The organism is Citrobacter sp. Cpo126, assembly GCF_030332445.1.
GTDB classification, from domain to species: Bacteria; Pseudomonadota; Gammaproteobacteria; order Enterobacterales; family Enterobacteriaceae; genus Citrobacter; species Citrobacter portucalensis.
Window position 1 is genome coordinate 103,030 of sequence record NZ_JAOWHT010000027.1, and the last position, 23,376, is coordinate 126,405.

General features: G+C 53.5%; 20 protein-coding genes. 14 read left to right on the plus strand and 6 right to left on the minus strand.

Annotation, left to right across the window (positions count from 1 at the left end):
- The first annotated feature begins 18 nt into the window (after positions 1-18).
- From kdpB to kdpE, 4 genes are read left to right on the plus strand one after another with little or no spacing between them, the layout of a single operon-like run.
- Entirely contained in the window at positions 19-2,067 is a 2,049-nt protein-coding gene (gene kdpB / locus OGY17_RS05535; RefSeq protein WP_286606596.1) for a potassium-transporting ATPase subunit KdpB, read from the plus strand.
- A gap of 8 nt (positions 2,068-2,075) precedes the next feature.
- On the plus strand, positions 2,076-2,642 hold the full coding sequence (kdpC, locus tag OGY17_RS05540; RefSeq protein ID WP_071445737.1) for a potassium-transporting ATPase subunit KdpC: 567 nt from the start codon (positions 2,076-2,078) through the stop codon (positions 2,640-2,642).
- A gap of 10 nt (positions 2,643-2,652) precedes the next feature.
- Positions 2,653-5,337, plus strand: a complete 2,685-nt coding sequence (kdpD, locus tag OGY17_RS05545) for a two-component system sensor histidine kinase KdpD (RefSeq protein ID WP_032942706.1) — start codon at positions 2,653-2,655, stop codon at positions 5,335-5,337.
- Positions 5,334-6,011 carry a two-component system response regulator KdpE gene (kdpE, locus tag OGY17_RS05550; protein WP_048226088.1) on the plus strand — a complete coding sequence of 226 codons (678 nt, stop codon included), beginning with the start codon at positions 5,334-5,336 and terminating at the stop codon, positions 6,009-6,011. Before kdpD ends, kdpE begins: the two co-directional genes overlap by 4 nt.
- Positions 6,012-6,107: 96 nt before the next feature.
- Here the strand turns inward: kdpE and pgm are convergent, their stop codons facing one another.
- Together pgm and seqA are read right to left on the minus strand one after the other, a co-directional pair.
- A complete protein-coding gene (gene pgm / locus OGY17_RS05555) occupies positions 6,108-7,748 on the minus strand; it encodes a phosphoglucomutase (alpha-D-glucose-1,6-bisphosphate-dependent) (protein ID WP_008784117.1) in 1,641 nt (546 codons plus the stop codon).
- 24 nt (positions 7,749-7,772) lie between these two features.
- The gene (gene seqA, locus OGY17_RS05560) at positions 7,773-8,315 is read right to left on the minus strand and encodes a replication initiation negative regulator SeqA (RefSeq protein WP_048214679.1); all 543 of its coding nucleotides are present in this window, start codon (positions 8,313-8,315) and stop codon (positions 7,773-7,775) included.
- Between the two features lie 194 nt (positions 8,316-8,509).
- On the opposite strand from seqA, the gene ybfF reads away from it, so the two are divergent.
- From ybfF to OGY17_RS05605, 9 genes are all read left to right on the plus strand, one after another.
- Entirely contained in the window at positions 8,510-9,283 is a 774-nt protein-coding gene (gene ybfF / locus OGY17_RS05565; protein WP_048236466.1) for an esterase, read from the plus strand.
- A gap of 128 nt (positions 9,284-9,411) precedes the next feature.
- Positions 9,412-9,699: a LexA regulated protein gene (ybfE, locus tag OGY17_RS05570; protein ID WP_003831362.1), complete on the plus strand. Its 288-nt coding sequence runs from the start codon at positions 9,412-9,414 to the stop codon at positions 9,697-9,699.
- Positions 9,700-9,854: 155 nt separating this feature from the next.
- Positions 9,855-10,385 carry a flavodoxin FldA gene (gene fldA / locus OGY17_RS05575; RefSeq protein WP_003022839.1) on the plus strand — a complete coding sequence of 177 codons (531 nt, stop codon included), beginning with the start codon at positions 9,855-9,857 and terminating at the stop codon, positions 10,383-10,385.
- 210 nt (positions 10,386-10,595) lie between these two features.
- Positions 10,596-10,682, plus strand: a complete 87-nt coding sequence (locus tag OGY17_RS05580) for a ryhB-regulated fur leader peptide (RefSeq protein WP_100247215.1) — start codon at positions 10,596-10,598, stop codon at positions 10,680-10,682.
- Positions 10,675-11,121, plus strand: coding sequence for a ferric iron uptake transcriptional regulator (fur, locus tag OGY17_RS05585; protein ID WP_003022836.1), 447 nt, complete (start codon positions 10,675-10,677; stop codon positions 11,119-11,121). Before OGY17_RS05580 ends, fur begins: the two co-directional genes overlap by 8 nt.
- A 127-nt stretch (positions 11,122-11,248) precedes the next feature.
- Positions 11,249-12,175: a tricarballylate utilization LysR family transcriptional regulator TcuR gene (gene tcuR, locus OGY17_RS05590; RefSeq protein WP_043015590.1), complete on the plus strand. Its 927-nt coding sequence runs from the start codon at positions 11,249-11,251 to the stop codon at positions 12,173-12,175.
- Between the two features lie 97 nt (positions 12,176-12,272).
- Positions 12,273-13,676: an FAD-dependent tricarballylate dehydrogenase TcuA gene (gene tcuA / locus OGY17_RS05595; RefSeq protein WP_267441609.1), complete on the plus strand. Its 1,404-nt coding sequence runs from the start codon at positions 12,273-12,275 to the stop codon at positions 13,674-13,676.
- Positions 13,663-14,802 carry a tricarballylate utilization 4Fe-4S protein TcuB gene (tcuB, locus tag OGY17_RS05600; RefSeq protein ID WP_267441608.1) on the plus strand — a complete coding sequence of 380 codons (1,140 nt, stop codon included), beginning with the start codon at positions 13,663-13,665 and terminating at the stop codon, positions 14,800-14,802. Before tcuA ends, tcuB begins: the two co-directional genes overlap by 14 nt.
- Positions 14,803-14,855: 53 nt before the next feature.
- Positions 14,856-16,151: an MFS transporter gene (locus OGY17_RS05605; RefSeq protein WP_008784107.1), complete on the plus strand. Its 1,296-nt coding sequence runs from the start codon at positions 14,856-14,858 to the stop codon at positions 16,149-16,151.
- A 50-nt stretch (positions 16,152-16,201) separates the two neighbouring features.
- On the opposite strand, the gene OGY17_RS05610 is transcribed toward OGY17_RS05605, so the two are convergent.
- From OGY17_RS05610 to nagE, 4 genes are all read right to left on the minus strand, one after another.
- Positions 16,202-16,534 carry a ChiQ/YbfN family lipoprotein gene (locus tag OGY17_RS05610; RefSeq protein ID WP_008784106.1) on the minus strand — a complete coding sequence of 111 codons (333 nt, stop codon included), beginning with the start codon at positions 16,532-16,534 and terminating at the stop codon, positions 16,202-16,204.
- Between the two features lie 49 nt (positions 16,535-16,583).
- Positions 16,584-17,990: a chitoporin ChiP gene (gene chiP, locus OGY17_RS05615; RefSeq protein WP_008784105.1), complete on the minus strand. Its 1,407-nt coding sequence runs from the start codon at positions 17,988-17,990 to the stop codon at positions 16,584-16,586.
- 436 nt (positions 17,991-18,426) lie between these two features.
- Positions 18,427-20,094, minus strand: a complete 1,668-nt coding sequence (gene glnS, locus OGY17_RS05620; RefSeq protein ID WP_008784103.1) for a glutamine--tRNA ligase — start codon at positions 20,092-20,094, stop codon at positions 18,427-18,429.
- A 187-nt stretch (positions 20,095-20,281) separates the two neighbouring features.
- Positions 20,282-22,231, minus strand: coding sequence for a PTS N-acetyl glucosamine transporter subunit IIABC (gene nagE / locus OGY17_RS05625; RefSeq protein ID WP_008784102.1), 1,950 nt, complete (start codon positions 22,229-22,231; stop codon positions 20,282-20,284).
- Positions 22,232-22,573: 342 nt separating this feature from the next.
- On the opposite strand from nagE, the gene nagB reads away from it, so the two are divergent.
- Positions 22,574-23,374 carry a glucosamine-6-phosphate deaminase gene (gene nagB, locus OGY17_RS05630; protein WP_003022803.1) on the plus strand — a complete coding sequence of 267 codons (801 nt, stop codon included), beginning with the start codon at positions 22,574-22,576 and terminating at the stop codon, positions 23,372-23,374.
- The last annotated feature ends 2 nt before the right edge of the window (positions 23,375-23,376 follow it).

Consider the following 23,376-nt stretch of genomic DNA (forward strand, 5'->3'; position numbering starts at 1 on the left):
GATGCGGAGCACATGACTATGAGTCGCAAGCAACTGGCGCTGTTCGAACCATCTCTGGTCGCACAGGCGCTGATGGATGCCGTGAAAAAATTAAGCCCACATACCCAGTGGCGCAATCCGGTGATGTTTATCGTCTGGCTGGGCAGTCTGCTGACAACCCTGTTAACGCTGGCAATGGCCACAGGCCATATGCAAGGCAATCCGTGGTTTACCGGCGCGATAAGTCTGTGGCTGTGGGTCACCGTACTGTTCGCCAACTTTGCCGAAGCGCTGGCGGAAGGACGCAGTAAGGCTCAGGCTAACAGTCTGAAAGGAGTGAAAAAAACCGCTTTTGCTCGCAAACTCCGCGAACCGAAATACGGTGCCGCCATGGATCACGTTCCGGCGGAGGATTTGCGCAAAGGAGATATCGTGTTAGTAGAAGCGGGCGATATTATCCCGTGTGACGGCGAAGTCATCGAAGGTGGCGCATCGGTGGATGAAAGCGCCATTACCGGTGAATCCGCGCCGGTCATTCGTGAATCCGGTGGTGATTTCGCCTCCGTCACCGGCGGGACCCGCATCCTCTCCGACTGGCTGGTGATCGAATGTAGCGTAAACCCTGGTGAAACGTTCCTCGACCGGATGATCGCCATGGTTGAAGGCGCGCAGCGGCGTAAAACGCCGAATGAAATCGCCCTGACGATCCTGTTAATAGCCCTGACCATCGTTTTTCTGCTGGCGACCGCCACGCTGTGGCCGTTTTCCGCCTGGGGTGGTAGCGCGGTCAGCGTCACGGTACTGGTTGCCCTGCTGGTGTGTCTGATCCCCACCACCATCGGTGGGTTGCTCTCTGCAATTGGCGTCGCCGGGATGAGCCGCATGCTGGGCGCGAACGTCATCGCCACCAGCGGACGTGCAGTAGAAGCTGCGGGTGACGTGGACGTACTGCTGCTGGACAAAACCGGCACCATTACGCTGGGTAACCGCCAGGCTTCAGATTTCCTGCCCGCCCAGGGCGTGGACGAAAAAACGCTGGCCGACGCCGCGCAGCTTTCATCTCTGGCCGATGAAACCCCTGAAGGCCGCAGTATCGTGATTCTGGCAAAACAGCGCTTTAATCTGCGTATTCGCGACGTGCAATCGCTACACGCCACCTTTGTACCGTTTACCGCCCAAAGTCGGATGAGCGGGATCAACATCGACAACCGCATGATCCGCAAAGGGTCGGTCGATGCTATTCGTCGTCACGTCGAAGCCAACGGCGGCCACTTCCCTGCCGACGTGGAGCAGAAGGTCGAAAACGTCGCACGCCTAGGCGCTACACCGCTGGTGGTTGCCGAAGGCTCCCACGTACTGGGCGTGATTGCCCTGAAAGATATCGTAAAAGGCGGAATCAAAGAACGTTTTGCCCAACTACGCAAAATGGGCATCAAAACGGTGATGATCACCGGCGATAACCGTTTAACCGCCGCCGCGATTGCGGCAGAAGCCGGGGTAGATGACTTCTTAGCTGAAGCCACGCCGGAAGCCAAGCTGGCGCTGATTCGTCAGTATCAGGCGGAAGGTCGTCTGGTGGCGATGACCGGCGACGGAACCAATGACGCCCCGGCGCTGGCGCAAGCCGACGTGGCGGTCGCCATGAATTCCGGGACCCAGGCGGCGAAGGAAGCGGGCAACATGGTGGATCTCGACTCTAACCCCACCAAGCTGATTGAAGTGGTGCACATTGGTAAACAGATGCTGATGACGCGTGGTTCGCTGACCACCTTCAGTATCGCCAACGATGTGGCGAAGTATTTCGCCATTATCCCGGCCGCGTTTGCCGCCACCTACCCGCAGCTCAATGCGCTTAACGTGATGGGTCTGCATTCGCCGGACTCGGCGATCCTCAGCGCGGTTATCTTTAATGCGCTGGTTATCGTCTTTCTGATCCCGCTGGCGCTTAAAGGCGTGAGCTACAAACCGTTATCCGCATCCGCAATGCTGCGCCGTAATTTGTGGTTCTATGGTCTGGGTGGTCTGGTTGTGCCGTTTATCGGTATCAAAGCAATTGATTTACTGCTGACCCTGCTGGGTCTGGTGTGAGGTTTCAGATGAGTGGATTACGTCCTGCATTATCAACATTGATTTTCCTGATGCTTATCACCGGCGGGGCTTACCCGTTGTTGACCACCGCGTTGGGGCAGTGGTGGTTTCCCCACCAGGCTAACGGCTCGCTTCTGCGCGAAGGTCAGGTCGTTCGCGGCTCTGCGCTCATTGGGCAACATTTTACCGCGGCCGGTTATTTTCAGGGACGTCCGTCTGCTACAGCAGAAATGCCCTATAATCCAATGGCTTCAGGCGGCAGTAACCTGGCAGCCAGCAACCCGGAACTGGATAAACAGCTGCAAAGCCGGATAGCCGCGCTGCGTGCAGCTAACCCGCAGGCAAATGCTGTCGTTCCAGTAGAGCTGGTAACGGCTTCTGCCAGCGGGCTGGACAACAACCTGACACCCGCCGCGGTGGCCTGGCAAATCCCCCGCGTGGCGCAGGCTCGCAACCTCAGCATTGAAGAGGTCACGCGCCTGGTTGCACAATACACGCAAAAGCCGTTGGTCAGTTTTATCGGCCAGCCGGTGGTGAACCTGGTGGAACTTAATTTAGCGCTGGATAAGCACTGAGAAAAAGGACATGCATAACGAACCCTTACGCCCCGACCCCGATCGCCTGCTGGAGCAGACCGCTGCCCCGCACCGCGGAAAACTGAAAATTTTCTTCGGCGCGTGTGCTGGCGTCGGTAAAACCTGGGCCATGCTGGCAGAGGCCCAGCGGCTGCGGGCGCAGGGGTTAGATGTGCTGATTGGCGTGGTGGAAACCCACGGACGCAAAGAGACCGCCGCGCTGCTGGACGGTCTCAGCATCCTGCCGCTAAAGAGACAGGCGCGCCATGGTCGTCATATCAGCGAGTTCGATCTCGACGCGGCGCTGGCCCGCCGTCCGGCGCTCATTTTGATGGATGAACTGGCACACAGTAATGCGCCTGGCTCACGCCACCCTAAGCGTTGGCAAGATATTGAAGAACTGCTCGAAGCCGGCATTGACGTTTTTACTACCGTCAACGTGCAGCATCTGGAAAGCCTCAATGATGTGGTCAGCGGCGTCACCGGCATTCAGGTTCGCGAAACCGTCCCCGATCCTTTTTTCGATGCCGCCGACGATGTGGTGCTGGTCGATCTTCCCCCCGACGATTTGCGCCAACGCCTGAACGAAGGCAAGGTCTATATCGCCGGTCAGGCGGAAAGAGCCATCGAGCATTTCTTTCGCAAAGGGAACTTGATCGCGCTACGTGAGCTGGCCCTGCGCCGCACGGCCGATCGGGTTGACGATCAGATGCGTGCCTGGCGAGGGCGTCCGGGGGAAGAAAAAGTCTGGCATACCCGTGACGCCATTTTACTGTGCATTGGACACAATACCGGCAGCGAAAAACTGGTGCGTGCTGCCGCGCGTCTGGCAGCGCGCCTCGGCAGCGTCTGGCATGCAGTGTATGTCGAAACGCCAGCGCTGCACCGACTGCCCGAAAAACAGCGCCGGGCAATCCTAAGCGCTCTGCGGTTAGCCCAGGAGCTGGGTGCAGAAACCGCCACCCTTTCCGATCCCGCTGAAGACAAGGCGGTAATCCGCTACGCCCGTGAGCATAATCTGGGAAAAATTGTCCTCGGACGTCCGACTACACGACGCTGGTGGCGCAGTGATTCCTTTGCTGACAAACTGGCCCATCGCGCACCGGATCTCGACCTGATGATTGTTGCGCTCGATGAGCCACCTTCGCGCCCTGTGCTACAAACTGCAGATAACCGCACCTTTAAGGATAAATGGCGGGTACAAATTCAGGGTTGTGTGGTTGCCGTCGCGCTGTGCGCCATCATTACGTTGATTGCCATGCAGTGGTTGATGGCCTTTGACGCCGCCAACCTGGTGATGATCTATTTATTGGGCGTGGTGGTTATCGCCCTCTTTTACGGACGCTGGCCGTCGGTGCTGGCAACTTTTATTAACGTCGCCAGCTTCGATCTCTTCTTTATTGCTCCGCGCGGCACGCTGGCCGTTTCCGATGTCCAGTACCTGCTTACCTTCGCCGTGATGCTAACGGTAGGGCTGGTAATCGGTAATCTTACCGCCGGAGTGCGTTATCAGGCGCGGGTGGCCCGTTATCGTGAACAACGTACGCGCCATTTGTATGAGATGTCAAAAGCGCTGGCCGTTGGGCGTAGTCAGCAAGATATTGCCGCCACCAGCGAACAGTTTATTGCCTCAACGTTCCAGGCCCGCAGCCAGGTTTTACTGCCCGGTGAGAACGGTAAGCTGGCCCCTCTCACCCATCAACAGGGCATGACGCCGTGGGATGATGCCATTGCCCAATGGAGCTTTGATAAAGGGCAACCGGCTGGCGCAGGTACTGACACGTTGCCAGGTGTGCCGTATCAAATATTACCATTAAAAAGTGCCGACAAAACGCATGGGCTGCTGGTGGTGGAACCGGGAAATTTACGCCAGCTGATGATCCCCGAACAGCAACGCCTGCTAGAAACTTTCACTTTACTGGTCGCCAGTGCGCTGGAGCGTCTGACGCTGACTGCCAGCGAAGAGCAAGCCCGGTTTGCCAGCGAGCGCGAAAGCATTCGCAACGCGCTGCTCGCCGCCCTTTCCCACGATTTACGTACACCGCTAACGGTGCTGTTTGGTCAGGCAGAGATCTTAACGTTGGATCTGGCAAGCGAAGGATCGCCGCACGCGCGCCAGGCCAGTGAGATTCGCCAGCACGTCCTGAATACTACCCGACTGGTTAATAACCTGCTGGATATGGCGCGAATTCAGTCTGGCGGCTTTAATCTTAAGAAGGAGTGGTTAACACTGGAAGAGGTGGTCGGCAGCGCCCTGCAGATGCTGGAGCCAGGACTCTCTGCTCCTATTAATTTGTCGCTACCAGCACCGTTAACGCTGATCCACGTCGATGGCCCACTCTTTGAACGGGTGCTGATTAATCTGCTGGAAAACGCCGTTAAATACGCAGGTCCAGCGGCGCAAATCGGTATTGATGCCAGCGTCGATGGCGAGCACCTGCAACTGGACGTCTGGGATAATGGTCCCGGCATTCCATCGGGTATGGAGCAGCGAGTTTTTGACAAGTTTTCCCGGGGAAACAAAGAGTCATCGGTACCGGGCGTTGGGCTGGGGCTGGCAATCTGTCAGGCCATTGTGGACGTGCACGGCGGTACGATTTCCGTCCACAATCGCGCACAGGGAGGAGCATGTTTCCGTGTTACACTGCCCCAGGAAATCCCCCCTGAACTTGAAGATTTTCATGAGGATATGTGACGAACGTACTGATTGTTGAAGATGAACAGGCTATCCGTCGCTTTCTGCGCACCGCGCTGGAAGCCGATGGTCTGCGTGTATATGAAGCGGAAACGCTGCAACGTGGTCTGCTGGAAGCCGCCACGCGAAAACCCGATCTCATCATTCTCGATCTCGGTCTGCCGGACGGTGACGGCATTGATTTTATTCGTGACCTGCGACAATGGAGCGCGATACCGGTAATTGTGCTCTCAGCCCGCAGCGAAGAAAGCGATAAAATCGCCGCTCTGGATGCCGGTGCCGATGACTATCTCAGTAAACCCTTTGGTATTGGCGAGCTACAGGCGCGATTACGCGTGGCATTGCGCCGCCACGCCAGCGGCGCGTCTCCCGAGCCGGTGGTGCATTTTTCCAACGTAAAAGTAGATATCGCCGCCCGCCTCGTACATCGTGGTGATGAAGAGATTCATCTGACGCCGATTGAGTTTCGCCTGTTAGCGGTACTGCTGAATAATGCCGGAAAGGTACTAACGCAACGCCAGTTGCTAAATCAGGTTTGGGGACCGAACGCCGTCGAACACAGTCACTATCTGCGAATTTACATGGGACACCTGCGCCAGAAGCTGGAACAGGACCCGGCGCGTCCGCGTCATTTTCTGACCGAAACCGGGATTGGTTATCGGTTTATGCCGTGAATCTAAGCCGAATAAAAAAAGCCGGATCAGCACAAAGCTATCCGGCTTTTTTATTCATACCGGATAGCGACGCTAGCGTCTTATCCGGCCTACGGTTTACGCGTTTTTCAGCACTTCGCTGACGATCTCAACCGCTTCTTTTTCAATCTGCTTGCGATGTTCTTCACCGAGGAAGCTCTCGCAGTAGATTTTATAAGCGTCTTCGGTGCCGGACGGACGAGCGGCAAACCAGCCGTTGTCAGTCATCACTTTCAGACCGCCGATAGAAGCACCGTTGCCCGGTGCCGCCGTCAGACGTGCGGTGATCGGGTCGCCCGCCAGCGTGCTGGCACTCACCATTTCCGGAGACAGCTTAGACAGCGCCGCTTTCTGCGCGGAGGTCGCACTTGCCTGCAGGCGGTTGTAGCTCGGCGCACCAAAGCGGGCAGCCAGTTCGTTGTAGTGCTCCTGCGGATTTTTACCGGTCACTGCAGTAATTTCTGCCGCCAACAGGCACATGATGATGCCGTCTTTGTCGGTCGACCACGGTGTACCGTCGAAACGCAGGAAAGATGCCCCCGCGCTCTCTTCACCACCAAAGCCAAAGCTGCCGTCGAACAGACCGTCAACAAACCATTTAAAGCCAACCGGCACTTCGACCAGTTTACGCCCTAAATCATTCACCACGCGGTCAATCATCGCCGAGGACACCAGCGTCTTACCAACGGCAACGTCTTTGCCCCACTGCGGACGATGCTGGAACAGGTAGTTGATCGCCACCGCCAGATAGTGGTTCGGATTCATCAGCCCTGCCGGGGTGACGATACCGTGACGGTCGTAGTCTGGGTCGTTGGCAAAGGCCAGATCGAACTTGTCGCGCAGCGCCAGCAGGCCCGCCATCGCGCACTCGGAGGAGCAGTCCATGCGGATTGCGCCATCTTTGTCGAGATGCATGAAACGGAAAGTCTGATCAACGTGATCGTTAACGATAGTCAGGTTCAGGTTGTAGTGCTTAGCAATACGCTTCCAGTATTCGATACCGGAACCGCCCAGCGGATCGACACCCAGTGTCAGACCCGCTTTTTGGATCGCTGCCATGTCGACGATGTCAGCCAGTCCTTCAACAAACGGCTGAACCAGATCCTGCTCTGTTACATGACCAGATGCCAGCGCAGCATCCAGCGACATGCGCTTCACGCCTTGCAGACCGTCAGCCAGCAGCGCGTTGGCTCTGTCTTCCACCACTTTGGTGACGTTGGTATCTGCCGGACCACCGTTTGGCGGGTTATATTTAATGCCGCCATCTTCCGGCGGGTTGTGGGACGGCGTGATCACAATGCCGTCAGCCAGCGGGCCGCCTTTTTTGTTGTGGACCAGGATAGCATTCGACACAGCAGGGGTTGGCGTAAAGCCGTTATTTTCCTGCACGATGACGTCAACGCCGTTCGCCGCCAGCACTTCCAGTACAGAGATAAAAGCCGGTTCAGACAGCGCGTGGGTATCCTTGCCCACATAGCACGGGCCAGTAATCCCGTTTTTCGCACGTTCTTCAGCAATCGCCTGAGCGATAGCCAGAATATGCGGCTCGTTAAAACTATGACGACCTGCACTGCCACGATGTCCGGACGTACCGAACTTAACGGCGTGCTCAGCGTTCCCTGCTGTTGGTTTCAGTACATAGTACTGTGCCGTCAGTTGGGCGACGTTAATCAAATCACTCTGTTGCGCAGGTTGACCTGCACGGTTGTGGATTGCCATTGCCTGGTCCTTCTAATGCAAGGATTAAATTGTTCCGCAAACCTTTTCAATCAATTCCGCAGGGAATTGCATTGACTGCATGATGTGTTCAACCATGCTGCATTTACGGCCGGTATTGGTGTTGGTGATCACCCAGTACGGCGTGCCTGGCACGTGTTTCGGTTTGGTTTGATTACCATTTTTCAGCAGCGTCTGTTCATCCGCTGCAAAATAAACGCGCGTACGGCCATGCAACGATTCCGTTGCTTCGGCGAACGCGTTTTGATCCAGTGAATAGAGTGTAGACAGCACCAGCATAAAGCGATTTACTGCTTTCTTCTGTTCCGCGTATTCGTCGGACAGCAGCAGTTCACGCATCGCGCGCACTTTATCTTTTACGGGGTTAACCGGCTTAGCTTCCACGACAGGTTGCACAGCGCGGACTTCTTTGACTACCGGAGTGACAGGCTGTGATGCGGCGGAAAATTTCAACATACGCCGTAAAATGTCGGATGCGCTCTCGCCAATATGCTTGGTGTGGCTGGCAATATAGCTATAGAGTTCATCATCAACTTCAATCGTTTTCATCTTAATCCAGTGCAGTGTTTAGCTGAATACAAGTTGTCGGGGTAAACACACGTAGTGTAAAGGCAAATCCCAACAGCGGATAGCGTCAAGCCTGGTGACCAGCAAAACTCAGAGTAACCGTAGTTGTTGCAGCCATGTGGCAGAATGGTCAACATGATACCCTAACCCGTGAGTGTGAAAAAAAGAACTTTGCCATGAAATTGAATATCCGAGCGCAATCTGCGCAAAACCTGCACAATAATTCTCCCATCGTCCTGGTTCACGGCCTGTTTGGCAGTCTGGATAACCTGGGGATCCTGGCACGCGATCTGGTGGTCGATCACGATATCATCCAGGTCGATATGCGAAATCATGGCCTCTCCCCTCGTTCCCCTGAGATGAATTATCCGGCCATGGCGCAAGATTTGCTGGATACGCTGGACGCTCAGCAAATAGAAAAGGCGACCTTTATTGGTCACTCGATGGGGGGAAAAGCCGTCATGGCGTTAACCGCGCTGGCTCCTGATCGTATCGATCGACTGGTGGCCATTGATATTGCGCCGGTCGACTATCATGTTCGCCGTCACGATGCGATCTTTACCGCTATTAATGCCGTAACCGATGCCCAGGCCACTTCGCGTCAGCAAGCGGCCAGCGTCATGCGTCAACATCTGCATGAAGAAGGCGTAATCCAGTTTCTGCTGAAATCTTTCGTCGACGGCGAGTGGCGTTTTAACGTTCCCGTGCTGTGGGATCAGTATCCTCATATCGTCGGTTGGGAAACCATTCCTGCATGGGAGCACCCGGCGCTGTTTATCCCTGGCGGCAACTCACCGTATGTTACCGAAGCGTATCGCGAACAACTGCTGGCGCAATTCCCACAGGCTCGGGCGCATGTTATTGCTGGAGCCGGTCATTGGGTGCATGCGGAAAAACCGGAGGCGGTGCTGCGCGCCATCCGTCGTTATCTGAACGAACAGGCTAACTGATTAAAAACTCAGCGTCTGCGCGCGATTACGCGCGTGGGCGTTGGCGTGTCACCCCTGCTGATGTATTATGGCGCGCTATCCATCCGGGCAGACGCCTGGCTGATTGTTTCCCCGAAGTCACCAAGATCATGGCCAAAGAACAAACGGACCGTACGACATTAGATCTGTTCGCGCAGGAGCGTCGCCCGGGACGACCCAAAACTAATCCGCTCTCGCGTGATGAACAGTTACGTATTAATAAACGTAATCAGCTTAAGCGTGACAAAGTTCGCGGGCTTAAGCGTGTCGAACTGAAACTGAACGCTGATGCCGTTGACGCTCTGAACGAGCTGGCCGAGGCGCGCAACATGAGTCGCAGTGAACTCATCGAAGAGATGCTGATGACCCAACTCAGCACATTGCGCGGTCAGGCATAGTCTGAATTTCTGCTCTAAATCATAAATCGTGTAGCACAGAGTGCAGTCCTGCGTGTTTGCTGTTTCCGCATGCCTGACTGTTCTGCTATGATTGCCCTTATCCGTGGGCAATGCGCCACCACCATTTCAATAAGTTTCAAGAGGTTATTTTACTCATGGCAATCACTGGCATCTTTTTCGGCAGCGACACCGGTAATACCGAAAACATCGCAAAAATGATTCAAAAACAGCTTGGTAAAGACGTTGCCGATGTTCATGACATTGCAAAAAGCAGCAAAGAAGACCTCGAAGGTTATGACATTCTGCTGCTCGGCATCCCAACCTGGTACTACGGTGAAGCGCAGTGTGACTGGGACGACTTCTTCCCTACCCTCGAAGACATTGATTTTAATGGCAAACTGGTTGCATTGTTCGGCTGCGGCGACCAGGAAGATTACGCAGAATATTTCTGTGATGCGTTAGGGACCATTCGCGACATCATCGAACCGCGCGGCGCAACTATCGTTGGTCACTGGCCGACTGCGGGTTATCACTTTGAAGCGTCTAAAGGCCTGGCTGACGACGACCACTTTGTCGGTCTGGCTATCGATGAAGATCGCCAGCCAGAACTGACAGCAGAACGCGTAGAAAAATGGGTTAAGCAGATCTCTGAAGAGCTGCACCTCGACGAAATCATTAATGCCTGATTTCGTGCGGCGCAGATTTCCATCTGCGCCGCATCAATAGATAAAACCAATCAAAATAATTGCTACAAATTTGTAACTTTTTCGTCTGACCCTGTACAATGGCTGGATGCCAATCGGGTGTTGCACAGTGTGTTTGTCGGCGATACCACGTTTTGATTAACAATATATGCCAGAGACTTGCAGTTTTCATTTAGCCATGGCAGTTCTATAATGATACGCATTATCTCAAGTGCAATTTCTGTCACTTCTGTTAATGAAGTGAATCGTTTAGCTACAGGACAGATTCCGCATGACTGACAACAATACCGCATTAAAGAAGGCTGGCCTGAAAGTAACGCTTCCTCGTTTAAAAATTCTGGAAGTTCTTCAGGAACCGGATAACCATCACGTCAGTGCGGAAGACTTATACAAACGCCTGATCGATATGGGTGAAGAGATTGGTCTGGCGACCGTGTATCGTGTGCTGAACCAGTTTGATGATGCCGGTATCGTGACCCGCCATAATTTTGAAGGCGGTAAATCCGTCTTCGAACTGACTCAACAGCATCACCACGATCACCTCATTTGCCTCGACTGCGGCAAAGTGGTCGAGTTCAGCGATGATTCCATCGAAGCCCGCCAGCGTGAGATTGCGGCTAAACATGGCATTCGCTTAACTAACCATAGCCTCTATCTTTACGGTCACTGCGCCGAAGGCGATTGCCGCGAAGATGAGCACGCCCACGACGGCAAATAATGTAATGCTTTCTGAAAAGCCAACCCTCCGGTTGGCTTTTTTTATGGGCGTTACCTGCCCTTTTCCCCTTCCCTCCGCTCCTGTGTTGCTTTAATGTAAAATCAATTGCCCCTTCCGGAGAGTCGAAATGGAACTTCGCCAGCTACGCTATTTTGTGCGCATTGTAGAAACCGGCAGCATGGGTAGCGCGGCACTCGATCTCAATATCGGGGTTTCGGCACTCAGCCAGCAAATGTCGCGTCTGGAAAACGAACTCGCTATTCGCCTGCTGCAGCGCACCTCGCGAGGCGTGACGCCCACCAGCGCCGGGCTGGCTTTTTACTCCCAGGCGCAGCTGGCGCTCCGTCACGCAGACGATGCGATCCTCGCCGCACGAGAGTCCCGGCTTTCCGGGCACGTCAGCGTCGGTATGGCTCCCAGTACCGCTTCCGTTCTCGGTATGCCTTTTATTCACGCCATGCGGGAAAGCTATAGCGATGTTCGCCTGCACGTGGTGGAAAGTCTCTCTGGTAATCTGGAACGGATGATTAATACCCGCCAGATTGATCTGGCTGTGGTGTTTCAAAAAGAAAAGATCCTGCGCTGGAGTGCCAGACCGATTCTCGAAGAACGGCTGTTTTTGATTGGGACCCATGCCCTACTGGCTGATATTGCCGATGACAATATTGCGCCTGCCCAACTGGCGAGTATTCCATTGATAATGCCAAGCCCAGGCCACGGTCTGCGCGGCAGGCTGGAGGCAATTAGTCAGGAACACGCGCTGAACATTGAGATCGCGACAGAAATTGATGGTCTGGCGCTGCTGATGCGCGCCGTGCGCAGTGGCATTGGCGCCACTCTTCAACCCGGAGCGGCGATTTCCCATCTCGATAAAGAGACGCTAAGAGTGATCGGCGTCCATAATCCGATACTTAGCCGCCCCAACTTTCTGGTGAGCCTCTCTGACGATGAGCTCACCCCGGCGGGCCTCGCTGCCCGCGTGGTACTGACGAAAGTGATGCATCAACTGGTAGAAGCAGGAAGCTGGCCAGGTGCCATCCTTTACAATAACTAAAGCCCTCTTTAGCGCTACGTCATAGCGCCCGCACAAGCCGTGCGTATACATTTCAATTACAAATTTAACAAATGGTTAAATGGTAATGGAGTATACGATGGTTGATGTTCTGGTGATTGGTGGTGGCAATGCCGCGTTATGCGCTGCCTTGTCTGCCCGCGAGCAAGGAGCTTCGGTACTCCTGCTCGAAGCGGCTCCCCGTGAATGGCGCGGAGGAAACTCCCAACACACACGTAATTTACGTTGTATGCATGACGCGCCGCAGGATGTGCTGGTGGAAAGCTATCCTGAAGAAGAATTCTGGCAGGATCTGTGGCGCGTCACGGAAGGGAATACCAACGAAGCGCTGGCGCGTCTGGTGATCCGTACCTCTTCACAATGCCGTGACTGGATGCGTCAGCACGGCGTTAACTTTCAACCTCCTCTCTCCGGCGCTTTGCACGTGGCGCGAACCAACGCCTTTTTTATGGGCGGTGGAAAGGCCCTGGTGAATGCCTATTATCGCAGCGCAGAAAAGCTGGGCGTTCAAATTCGCTATAACACCCCCGTTCAGGCGCTTGAACTGCGTAATGGCGAGTTCGTGGCGGCGTTGGCAGGCGAAGAGCGCATCACCGCTAAGTCCTGCGTGCTTGCCGCTGGCGGATTCGAATCTAACCGGGAGTGGTTGCGCGAAGCCTGGGGGGAAAATGCCCGCGGCGAGTGGCCTGCGGATAACTTTCTGATTCGCGGCACGCGTTTTAATCAGGGCGTACTGCTCAAATTTATGATGGATGCTGGCGCAGACATTATCGGCGATCCCTCCCAGTCACACTGTGTTGCTATTGATGCCAGAGCACCATTATATGATGGCGGAATTTGCACTCGCGTGGACTGCGTCTCGCTCGGTATTGTGGTGAACCGGGACGCAGATCGTTTTTATGATGAAGGCGAAGATTTCTGGCCGAAACGCTACGCCATCTGGGGACGTCTGGTCGCTCAACAGCCAGGACAGATTGGCTACTCCATCATCGACAGTAAAGCTATCGGACACTTCATGCCTCCGGTCTTTCCTGGCACGCAGGCCAATACGCTGGCTGAACTGGCCTTTCAGTTAGGACTGGATGCCGAACGCTTTACCCACACCGTGACAGAGTACAACAACGCCTGCCAGCCAGGTCAGTTCGACCATACCGTTCTGGATAACTGCGCCACTAAAGATTTGCTACCCGCGAAAACGCATTGGGCGCGACCGCTGGATCAACCGCCTTACTACGGCTACGCCCTTCGGCCAGGAATCACCTTCACTTATCTTGGGTTAAAAGTGAACGAACGCGCCGCTGTGCATTTTGCAGGGCTTCCAAGCCGTAACCTATTCGTCGCCGGAGAGATGATGGCGGGCAACGTGCTGGGCAAGGGTTACACCGCAGGCGTGGGGATGTCGATCGGCACGACCTTTGGCCGCATTGCCGGAAAAGAAGCCGCGCTGGCCGCACGTAAGGAGACACGTCATGAAGCAGCTTGAGAAACTGATCATCGAAGCGCAAATTATCACCGAACCGGAAGCGGAAGTTGAACGTGTAATGCAGGTGTGTAACGCCTGCCGCTATTGCGAAGGCTTTTGCGCCGTGTTCCCGGCCATGACGCAGCGTCTGGAATTCGGTAAAGCGGATATCAATTATCTGGCAAATTTGTGCCATAACTGCGGCGCTTGCCTGCACGCGTGTCAGTATGCCCCGCCTCATGAATTTGCCATCAACGTGCCGAAAGCGATGGCGGAAGTCCGGCTCGAAACCTATCAGCATTACGCGCAACCCGCCGCCTTTGGCACGCTTTATCGTCGCGCAGGCGTAACCGTGACGCTGGCGCTGGTTTTCGGTCTGATCCTGTTTTTACTCCTCGCTATAGGTTTGAAAGGTTCATTATTCCATCCTCCACTGGCCGGGGATTTCTATCAAATTTTCCCGCATAACCTGCTGGCCTGGATGTTTGGTTCGGTGTTTATTCTGGCGATCGGTTTGCTGATGGCAGGCGTTATCCGCTTCTGGCGCGAGATTTCTCCGGACATGCCGCGTTCCGCCGAGATTGCTGAAGCCTCGCACAATGCGCTGACGCTGAAGTATCTCGATGGAGGCCATGGCAAAGGTTGTAACGAAGCGGATGATGCTTTCACCCTGATGCGTCGCCGTTTCCACCACTTTACCTTCTATGGTTTTATGCTCTGCTTTGCCGCCACCGTGGTGGCAACGGGCTATCACTACTTTGCAGGCATAGAAGCACCCTACCCGTTCTTCAGCATTCCGGTCATGCTGGGCACGTTGGGTGGCATTGGCCTGGTTGTCGGTCCGGCTGGCTTGCTATGGCTTAATCTCAGGCGCTCACCGCTACACGGCGACGCCCGGCAAAAACCGATGGATCGCGGTTTTATTTTGCTGCTGCTGCTGACCAGTCTGACCGGTCTGGCGCTGCTGGCGGGAAGAGATACCTCATGGATGGCTATTTTACTGGCCATTCATCTCGGTGTGGTCATGGCGCTTTTTCTGACCATTCCTTACGGAAAATTTGCCCACGGATTTTACCGCTGCGCAGCCTTACTCAAGTGGGCGATTGAGAAACGGCGCGGCAAACAGGCGGGAGTCTCAGGCGACTAACCCGCAAACTCTTACCTCTATAAATATTATGATAAGACAGTGGAGCAAACCCAATGACACAACAACCATCGCGCACCGGAACTTTCGGCGCAATACTGCGGGTAACCAGCGGTAATTTTCTCGAACAGTTCGACTTTTTTCTGTTCGGGTTTTACGCCACCTATATCGCAAAGACTTTCTTCCCCGCGGAGAGTGAGTTTGCCGGGCTCATGTTGACCTTTGCGGTTTTCGGTTCGGGTTTTTTAATGCGGCCCGTTGGCGCAATCGTGCTGGGTGCTTATATCGACAGAATTGGTCGCCGCAAAGGACTGATGGTGACGCTGGCGATCATGGGCTGCGGGACCCTGTTGATTGCCCTGGTTCCCGGTTATCAAAGTATTGGCCTGCTGGCTCCTGTGCTGGTATTAGTCGGTCGATTATTGCAGGGCTTCTCTGCGGGCGTAGAGTTGGGCGGCGTTTCGGTTTATCTTTCTGAAATCGCCACGCCTGGCAATAAAGGTTTCTACACCAGCTGGCAGTCTGCCAGCCAACAGGTTGCCATTGTGGTGGCAGCGCTGATTGGCTACGGCCTGAATGCCACGCTGGGGCACGATGAAATCTCTGAATGGGGCTGGCGCATTCCGTTCTTTATTGGTTGTATGATTATTCCGTTGATCTTCGTCCTGCGCCGCTCGCTTCAGGAAACGGACGCATTTTTACAACGTACACACCGTCCCGACACCAGGGAAATTTTCACCACTATCATCAAAAACTGGCGTCTGATCTCAGCGGGTACACTGCTGGTGGCGATGACCACAACGACGTTTTACTTTATTACCGTCTATACCCCGACCTATGGCAGGGCTGTACTCCACCTGAGCGCGCGCGATAGCCTGGTCGTCACCATGCTGGTCGGTATTTCTAACTTTATCTGGCTGCCGATTGGCGGAGCGATTTCTGACCGAATTGGTCGCCGCCCGGTGTTGATGGGGATTACCGTACTCGCACTGCTCACCACCTGGCCGGTCATGCACTGGCTCACCGCCGCGCCAGATTTTATGCGCATGACGTTGGTTCTGCTTTGGTTCTCGTTCTTTTTTGGTATGTACAATGGGGCAATGGTCGCGGCACTCACCGAGGTGATGCCTGTCTATGTCCGTACGGTGGGTTTTTCACTGGCCTTCAGTCTGGCTACGGCGATTTTTGGCGGTCTGACACCCGTCATATCCACGGCGCTGGTCCAGCTAACCGGAGATAAAAGCTCGCCGGGATGGTGGCTGATGTGCGCGGCACTTTGCGGACTCGCCGCCACGGCAATGCTGTTTGTCCGCCTGAGTCGTCATTATCAACCGGCCGAACAGAAACTCTGACATGCAAACGGGCGGAGAATTCTCCGCCCGTTGTATTTTCTTTTTTCGATTTACTGCGCAGTATTCTTACTGCGTATTTCCTGCCAGACCTTGTCACAATCAGCATTGACGGACTGACCGTTACCCGTGCGCGTGGCCTGGATACACTGCTGATAATCCAGCACGCGTACGCTTTCTTCATTGGCAAACTGTTGGTGCTGTTTTTCTTTCTTCAGCACATTCAACACGCTTTGGCAGGCTTCAATTTTCTCCGGCGATCCCTGCGCGGTATTAATACACGCGCTGTAGGCTTCTTTCAGACGGCTGTCCTCTTTCGGCGCAGGAGATTGCGCACACGCCACCAGCCCTGATGCCATAACGGCGATGAGTATCAGTTTTTTCATAGCACTTTCCTCAACGATGCGGCAGGCACCCGACCTGCCGCTGTTGGCATTAGAAGATGGTGAACGGAGCAATAACGATGAACTTCACGTCGCGCTCATCCTGGAACATGTTGCCGTAACCACCGCCCCAGCTCGGAATGTCTGAATGGTTGTCGTACTGAGTGAAGTGCAGCTTAAACATGGTGCCCTTCGCACGACCTTCCTGCAGGGTGTAGACCGCATCCAGGCTGTAAGAAGATTCTTCGATAGTCCGGTTTTTGTCGTAGTACGCATCCGGGTTGAGCTGCCAGGTTGATGGCTTAGCATCCCATGCGTAAACGTAGGACGCGCCTACCGCCCAGCCCGGCAGATTCCAGTTCTTCAGGTCATACATTGCGCCGAAGAAGACTGCCTTTTCACCGTTGGCGTTGAAGTCAGAACGGTTATCCCACCAGACATCCAGACGACCGTTTGAAGAGGCGTAGGTTGGGGTCATACGCTGCAGGAAGTAACCCTGCTGGCCGTCCGCTTTAACCCAGGTCCCTTCCAGACGAAGGTCGACGACTTCTGCCACTTTGTAGCCAAAGGTCAACGCCTGCAACCAGGCAGTGCCATCATAAATATCGTTCACGGTACGATCATCAACTTTGTCGCGTGCGCCGTAGAACTGGTAGCTGGTGGTAAATGGGTTACCGCCTAAATCAAATTTATAGCTGGCTTTTGCGAAGTACTGATCGACATAACCTTCAGACTGACCAAATGCCGCTTCCAGCAACAGGTTATTCTTGAAGTCATATTTCGCGCCAATTGAGTGCAGGTAATCAACGCTGGTCTTTTTATCAGCCTGATAGAATTTATCGACTTCAGTGTGCCACGGTGCTTTATATTCGTTAGCCCACATATAGGAGAAACTCAGTGCGCCAGCATCACCGTAATCGAAATTGGCACCGGCTTCAGCACCCTGATAGGTACCTGGCATAAAGCTCCAGTGCGGTGCCAGCAGAGTCTGCCCGGTTGGTTGAATGTAACCGGCGCGCGCCCAGGTTGGGCCGTATTTAAATTTAGCTGCTGCTTTATAAAGGCTAATCCCGCTCTTATCGCCGGAGTAATCCTCGTCATAGCCTTTATTTTTGGAAGAGAATGCGATTTCGTTTGGATGGCCGCTTTCGCTACTTTCGTTCATTTCAATCGCGGTAAATGCTGCGATATCAATACCAAACATATCGGCCGCATAACCGGACTGGAAGTCGAGGTTAGCGTTCCAGGTGGAGTGAGAAAGGTTGGTTTTGTATTTGTCATGATCGGTCACATCTTTACGGTCACGCTCACGCTGCCAGTAATAGATGCCACCGGTTAAGGTTGAGTCATCAATAAATCCTTCGGCGTGTACCTGTGGAGCGACAACAAAACCCGACATTGCTGTGATACCGGCGATAGCCAGCGCCAGCGTACTACGTTTGCCACTAAACGTACGCATATGTTAATCCTCTTTGACGTATAAAATGCTGCCGACAAAAGCGGACAGCGAAAAAACAAAAAATAAAAAAGTAGCGCTAAGAAAACCTCAGTGACTACAATGAATAGACTATTTTTCGCGACGCGAATTATCAATCTCTTTCTGTAACGAGTATGTAATAGTATGAGCAACCGCACATATTTGATTGCTTTCTGTTACATTTTCATCGGAAGATAAAAAAGCGTTGAAAAAATGAAAAAATCGCTTGTTTTCCATGGAGATGAAATCGGTTTTAGCCCATTTCATATTGAGGTAAGTTATTTAAACGTAAAAACATTCGCCCAGTCCATTATTACGGACATGTAATTAATTCGCTCCGCAAACGGAGCCTGGAACACGGTTTTTTTGCGAAAAAAAACGCCGCATGAAGCGGCGTTTAGAGAGGATGTGTTGCGGCTTATTCGCCCGCTTTAGCCCACGTGTCACGTAGACCAACGGTACGGTTAAACACCAGCTTGTCAGCCGTTGCATAACGACTGTCCAGGCAGAAGTAACCTTCACGCTCAAACTGGAACGCTTTACCTGCAACCGCTGCCTTCAGCGACGGCTCACCGTAACCCTGCTTAATGACCAGCGATTCCGGGTTAATAACGGACAGGAAGTCTTCCGCCGCGCCTGGATTTGGCACGCTAAACAGACGATCGTACAAGCGGATTTCAATCGGCAGCGCATGGGATGCGCTCACCCAGTGAATAACGCCTTTGACTTTACGACCATCGGCCGGGTCTTTGCTCAGGGTGTCGGCATCGTAGGTGCAGAAAATGGTGGTGATATTCCCTTCCGCATCTTTCTCAACACGTTCGGCTTTGATCACATAAGCATTGCGCAGACGTACTTCTTTGCCCATCACCAGACGCTTGTACTGCTTGTTCGCTTCTTCACGGAAGTCTGCGCGATCGATCCAAATTTCACCGCTAAATGGCACTTCGCGGCTGCCCATTTCCGGTTTGTTCGGATGGTTAGGCATGGTGACCAATTCGCTTTCGCCCTGCGGATAGTTTTCGATAACCAGTTTAACCGGATCGATAACCGCCATCGCGCGCGGGGCGTTTTCGTTCAGATCTTCGCGGATACAGGATTCCAGAGAAGCGATCTCAATGGTGTTGTCTTGCTTGGTCACGCCAATGCGTTTGCAGAACTCACGGATCGCGGCAGCGGTGTAACCGCGACGACGCAGGCCAGAAATCGTCGGCATACGCGGATCGTCCCAGCCTTCAACGTGCTTGTCGGTCACCAGCAGGTTCAGCTTGCGCTTGGACATCACGGTATATTCCAGATTCAGGCGCGAGAATTCGTACTGACGCGGATGAACCGGAATGGTGATGTTGTCCAGCACCCAGTCGTACAGACGACGGTTATCCTGGAACTCCAGCGTACACAGGGAATGCGTAATGCCTTCCAGCGCATCGCTGATGCAGTGGGTAAAGTCGTACATCGGGTAGATGCACCACTTGTTGCCGGTCTGGTGGTGTTCGGCGAACTTAATGCGGTACAGCACCGGATCGCGCATCACGATAAACGGCGACGCCATATCGATTTTCGCGCGCAGGCAGGCTTTACCTTCTTCAAAGCCACCGGTACGCATTTTTTCGAACAGCGCCAGGTTCTCTTCGACGCTACGATCGCGGTACGGGCTATTTTTGCCAGGCTGAGTCAGCGTGCCGCGGTATTCGCGGATTTCGTCCGCTGACAGTTCGTCAACGTACGCCAGGCCTTTATTAATAAGCTCTACCGCATAGGCGTGAAGCTGATCGAAGTAATCCGAAGAGTAGCGAATGTCGCCAGTCCAGTGGAAACCTAACCATTCAACGTCGTTTTTAATCGACTCAACGTACTCGATATCTTCTTTAACCGGGTTCGTATCATCAAAACGCAGGTTGCACTGGCCCTGGTAATCTTGCGCAATGCCAAAGTTCAGACAAATGGATTTCGCGTGGCCAATGTGCAGATAGCCATTTGGCTCCGGCGGAAAACGGGTATGGATAGTGGTGTGCTTACCACTGGCCAGATCTTCATCGATGATCTGACGAATAAAGTTACTCGGGCGGGCTTCAGCCTCACTCATCGTGGATTCCTCAAAGCGTAAACAACGTATAACGGAGTATGATCTTATAAGCGACGTCAGGAGACAACTATTAGTTGCACAAAAAAGGTGTTTCAACAGGATATATGAGGGCATTTGCTGCAAAAAAAAGCGGCGGAGGAATATCCCCCGCCGCTTAAGGCACTTAACTCACTTTACTCAGGAGCAGTTATTTACCTTTAATCTCATACAGTGGTGTTTGACCGGCAACCACATGACCTTCGGCTTTAATAACCAGAGCGCCGAAATCATCGCTGTTGCTGCACACAACCGGGCTTATCATCGAACGTGCGTTAGCGTTCAGGAACTCCAGATCCATTTCCAGAATCGGTTGGCCTGCCGTAACTTCAGCACCTTCTTCAACCAGACGCTTAAAGCCTTTGCCTTCCAGCGCTACGGTATCGATGCCCATATGGACCACGATTTCCGCGCCTTTAACAGTTTCCAGGCAGAACGCATGGTTAGTGTTGAAGATTTTCACGATGGTGCCCGCAGCCGGAGCAACCACGATTTTATCCGTTGGTTTCACTGCCACGCCGTCGCCTACTGCTTTGCTGGCGAAGGCTTCATCAGGAACCTGATCCAGAGCAACTACGTCACCAGTAATCGGAGAAACCAGCGCTTCAACGGTGACTGCATTCGCTACAGCCTGCGGTTTTGCTACTGGAGCCGCTGCTGCTGGCGCACTTTCACCAGATGCTGCTGCCACCGGGCCACGCGCGACAACTTTCTTCATTTCGTCGCCGATGGATTCGGCTTTCGCCCCCACGATGACCTGGATAGTTTGCTTGTTCAGCTTAACTACCCCAGATGCGCCTAAACGCTTACACATCGCATCGTTAACGCGACCGGAGTCGGCAACGGTCAGACGCAGACGAGTGATACAGGCATCAATCGCTTTCAGGTTATCAGTACCGCCAACCGCTGCAATGTAGTTGGTTGCAAGTTGAGCCAAACCTTCTTCAGTGTTGCTGTTGGCTTCTTCAGTAACGATATCGTCTTCTTTATCTTCGCGGCCCGGCGTTTTCAGGTTAAACATACGAATAACCGCGCTGAACAGCACAAAGTAGATAACGAAGAACACCAGCCCCATCACCACCAGCATCCAGACGTTCTGGCTTGCTGCCGGCAGGTTGTACATCAACACGTAGTCGATAGCACCTGCGGAGAAGGAGAAGCCTGCGTGGATCCCCAGCAGTGTTGCAACGAACAGGCTGATACCCGTTAACAGTGCGTGCAGGAGGTACAGCAGTGGAGCCAGGAACATGAACAGGAATTCCAGCGGCTCGGTAACACCGGTCAGGAACGCGGTGATCGCAACGGACAGCAGCATACCGCCAACCATCGGACGACGTGCTTTCGGAGCCGCGAAGTACATCGCCAGCGCCGCACCCGGCAGACCAAACATCATGATTGGGAAGAAGCCAGACATGAACATACCCGCAGTGCCGTCACCCGCGTAGAAGCGGTTGATGTCACCGTGGAATACGGTACCTGCAGCATTAGTAAATTCGCCAATCTGGAACCAGGCGATGGTGTTCAGCACCTGATGCAGACCGGTTGGGATCAGCAGACGGTTGATGAAACCAAAGATACCGGAACCCAGCGCGCCAGCGCCCACGATCCACTCACCACCCGCATGGATGGCGTTCTGCACCGGCGGCCATACGTAACCGAAGATAGCAGCCAGCACCAGACAGAAGAAGCCAGTGGCGATCGGCACAAATCGTTTGCCGCCAAAGAAGCTCAGGAAGTCAGGCAGTTTGATACCAGACCAGCGGTTATACACGGCACCGCCGACCAGACCGGTGATGATACCAGCCAGCACGCCCATATTGATTGCAGGGTTAATGGTAACCATTGCTTTGGTCAATATGAAATAACCGACCGCACCTGCCAGCGCTGCTGCTCCTGCGCTGTCTTTTGACCAGCTGGAAGCAACACCGATCGCAAAAATTAACGCGAGGTTATCAAAGATGGCCCCACCCGCTTGCGCGATGAAGGGTACGTTAAGTAAATCTGGTTGGCCGAATCGCAGCAGCAGTGCCGCGACTGGCAGCACAGCGATGGGGAGCTGTAACGCCCTACCCAGCCGCTGGAAAAAACCTAAAATATTCATTTTATTCCCCCTACGAGACCCCGATTAGGCTTCTTTGAAGCCATATTTTTATTGTGCGACCATTCCTGACAGCAAGATTCTGGAACAACGATATTAACCATTCATCTACATTCAGAGTGTGTGAAAAATTAATTCGTATCGCAAATTAAACGCGTGTTTTTTGTGATTCCAGTCACCAAATATCGTTATTAACCCTCCCTTTCACTGGCTAACTACGAAAACTTATTTTATCATTCAAAAAATCGAAACGGATTGATCCTTACCGATGCAAAACCAGGTTACGCTTATTACTGCACAGAGACTCAATCCGCCAACTGCTTACTTTTACTTTTGAGGTGAAGAATGAGACTGATCCCCCTGAATACCGCTGAACAAGTCGGCAAATGGGCTGCTCGCCATATCGTTAACCGTATTAACGCGTTCAAACCAACGGCAGATCGTCCGTTCGTTCTGGGCCTGCCGACTGGCGGTACTCCGCTGACAGCTTATAAAGCATTGGTTGAAATGCACAAAGCGGGCCAGGTGAGCTTCAAGCATGTTGTTACGTTCAACATGGACGAATATGTTGGCCTGCCGAAAGAGCATCCGGAAAGCTACCACAGCTTTATGCACCGCAATTTCTTTGATCACGTTGATATTCCAGCAGAAAACATCAACCTCCTCAATGGTAACGCGCCGGATATTGATGCAGAATGCCGTCAGTATGAAGAAAAAATCCGTTCTTACGGTAAAATCCACCTGTTTATGGGCGGTGTAGGCAACGATGGTCACATTGCGTTCAACGAGCCCGCTTCCTCTTTGGCTTCCCGTACCCGCATCAAAACGCTGACTCACGACACACGTGTTGCTAACTCACGCTTCTTTGACGGCGACGTAAGCCAGGTGCCTAAATATGCGCTGACCGTTGGCGTGGGCACCCTGCTGGATGCTGAAGAAGTGATGATCCTGGTTCTGGGCCACCAGAAAGCACAGGCGCTGCAAGCCGCCGTTGAAGGCAACGTTAACCACATGTGGACCATCAGCTGCCTGCAGTTGCATCCAAAAGCCGTTGTGGTCTGCGATGAGCCTTCCACCATGGAACTGAAAGTGAAGACGCTGAAATACTTCAACGAGTTAGAAGCGGAAAATATTAAAGGTCTGTAATT

Excerpts from the sequence above, each read along its gene's own strand:
- kdpD (WP_032942706.1), top strand. The coding sequence starts at position 2,653 with ATGCATAACGAACCCTTACGCCCCGACCCCGATCGCCTGCTGGAGCAG.
- glnS (WP_008784103.1), bottom strand. The coding sequence starts at position 20,094 with ATGAGTGAGGCTGAAGCCCGCCCGAGTAACTTTATTCGTCAGATCATC.
- nagB (WP_003022803.1), top strand. The coding sequence starts at position 22,574 with ATGAGACTGATCCCCCTGAATACCGCTGAACAAGTCGGCAAATGGGCT.
- kdpC (WP_071445737.1), top strand. The coding sequence starts at position 2,076 with ATGAGTGGATTACGTCCTGCATTATCAACATTGATTTTCCTGATGCTT.
- fur (WP_003022836.1), top strand. The coding sequence starts at position 10,675 with ATGACTGACAACAATACCGCATTAAAGAAGGCTGGCCTGAAAGTAACG.
- ybfF (WP_048236466.1), top strand. The coding sequence starts at position 8,510 with ATGAAATTGAATATCCGAGCGCAATCTGCGCAAAACCTGCACAATAAT.
- OGY17_RS05580 (WP_100247215.1), top strand. The coding sequence starts at position 10,596 with ATGATACGCATTATCTCAAGTGCAATTTCTGTCACTTCTGTTAATGAA.
- tcuA (WP_267441609.1), top strand. The coding sequence starts at position 12,273 with ATGGTTGATGTTCTGGTGATTGGTGGTGGCAATGCCGCGTTATGCGCT.
- kdpB (WP_286606596.1), top strand. The coding sequence starts at position 19 with ATGAGTCGCAAGCAACTGGCGCTGTTCGAACCATCTCTGGTCGCACAG.
- fldA (WP_003022839.1), top strand. The coding sequence starts at position 9,855 with ATGGCAATCACTGGCATCTTTTTCGGCAGCGACACCGGTAATACCGAA.
- seqA (WP_048214679.1), bottom strand. The coding sequence starts at position 8,315 with ATGAAAACGATTGAAGTTGATGATGAACTCTATAGCTATATTGCCAGC.
- ybfE (WP_003831362.1), top strand. The coding sequence starts at position 9,412 with ATGGCCAAAGAACAAACGGACCGTACGACATTAGATCTGTTCGCGCAG.
- tcuB (WP_267441608.1), top strand. The coding sequence starts at position 13,663 with ATGAAGCAGCTTGAGAAACTGATCATCGAAGCGCAAATTATCACCGAA.
- pgm (WP_008784117.1), bottom strand. The coding sequence starts at position 7,748 with ATGGCAATCCACAACCGTGCAGGTCAACCTGCGCAACAGAGTGATTTG.
- chiP (WP_008784105.1), bottom strand. The coding sequence starts at position 17,990 with ATGCGTACGTTTAGTGGCAAACGTAGTACGCTGGCGCTGGCTATCGCC.
- tcuR (WP_043015590.1), top strand. The coding sequence starts at position 11,249 with ATGGAACTTCGCCAGCTACGCTATTTTGTGCGCATTGTAGAAACCGGC.
- OGY17_RS05610 (WP_008784106.1), bottom strand. The coding sequence starts at position 16,534 with ATGAAAAAACTGATACTCATCGCCGTTATGGCATCAGGGCTGGTGGCG.
- OGY17_RS05605 (WP_008784107.1), top strand. The coding sequence starts at position 14,856 with ATGACACAACAACCATCGCGCACCGGAACTTTCGGCGCAATACTGCGG.
- nagE (WP_008784102.1), bottom strand. The coding sequence starts at position 22,231 with ATGAATATTTTAGGTTTTTTCCAGCGGCTGGGTAGGGCGTTACAGCTC.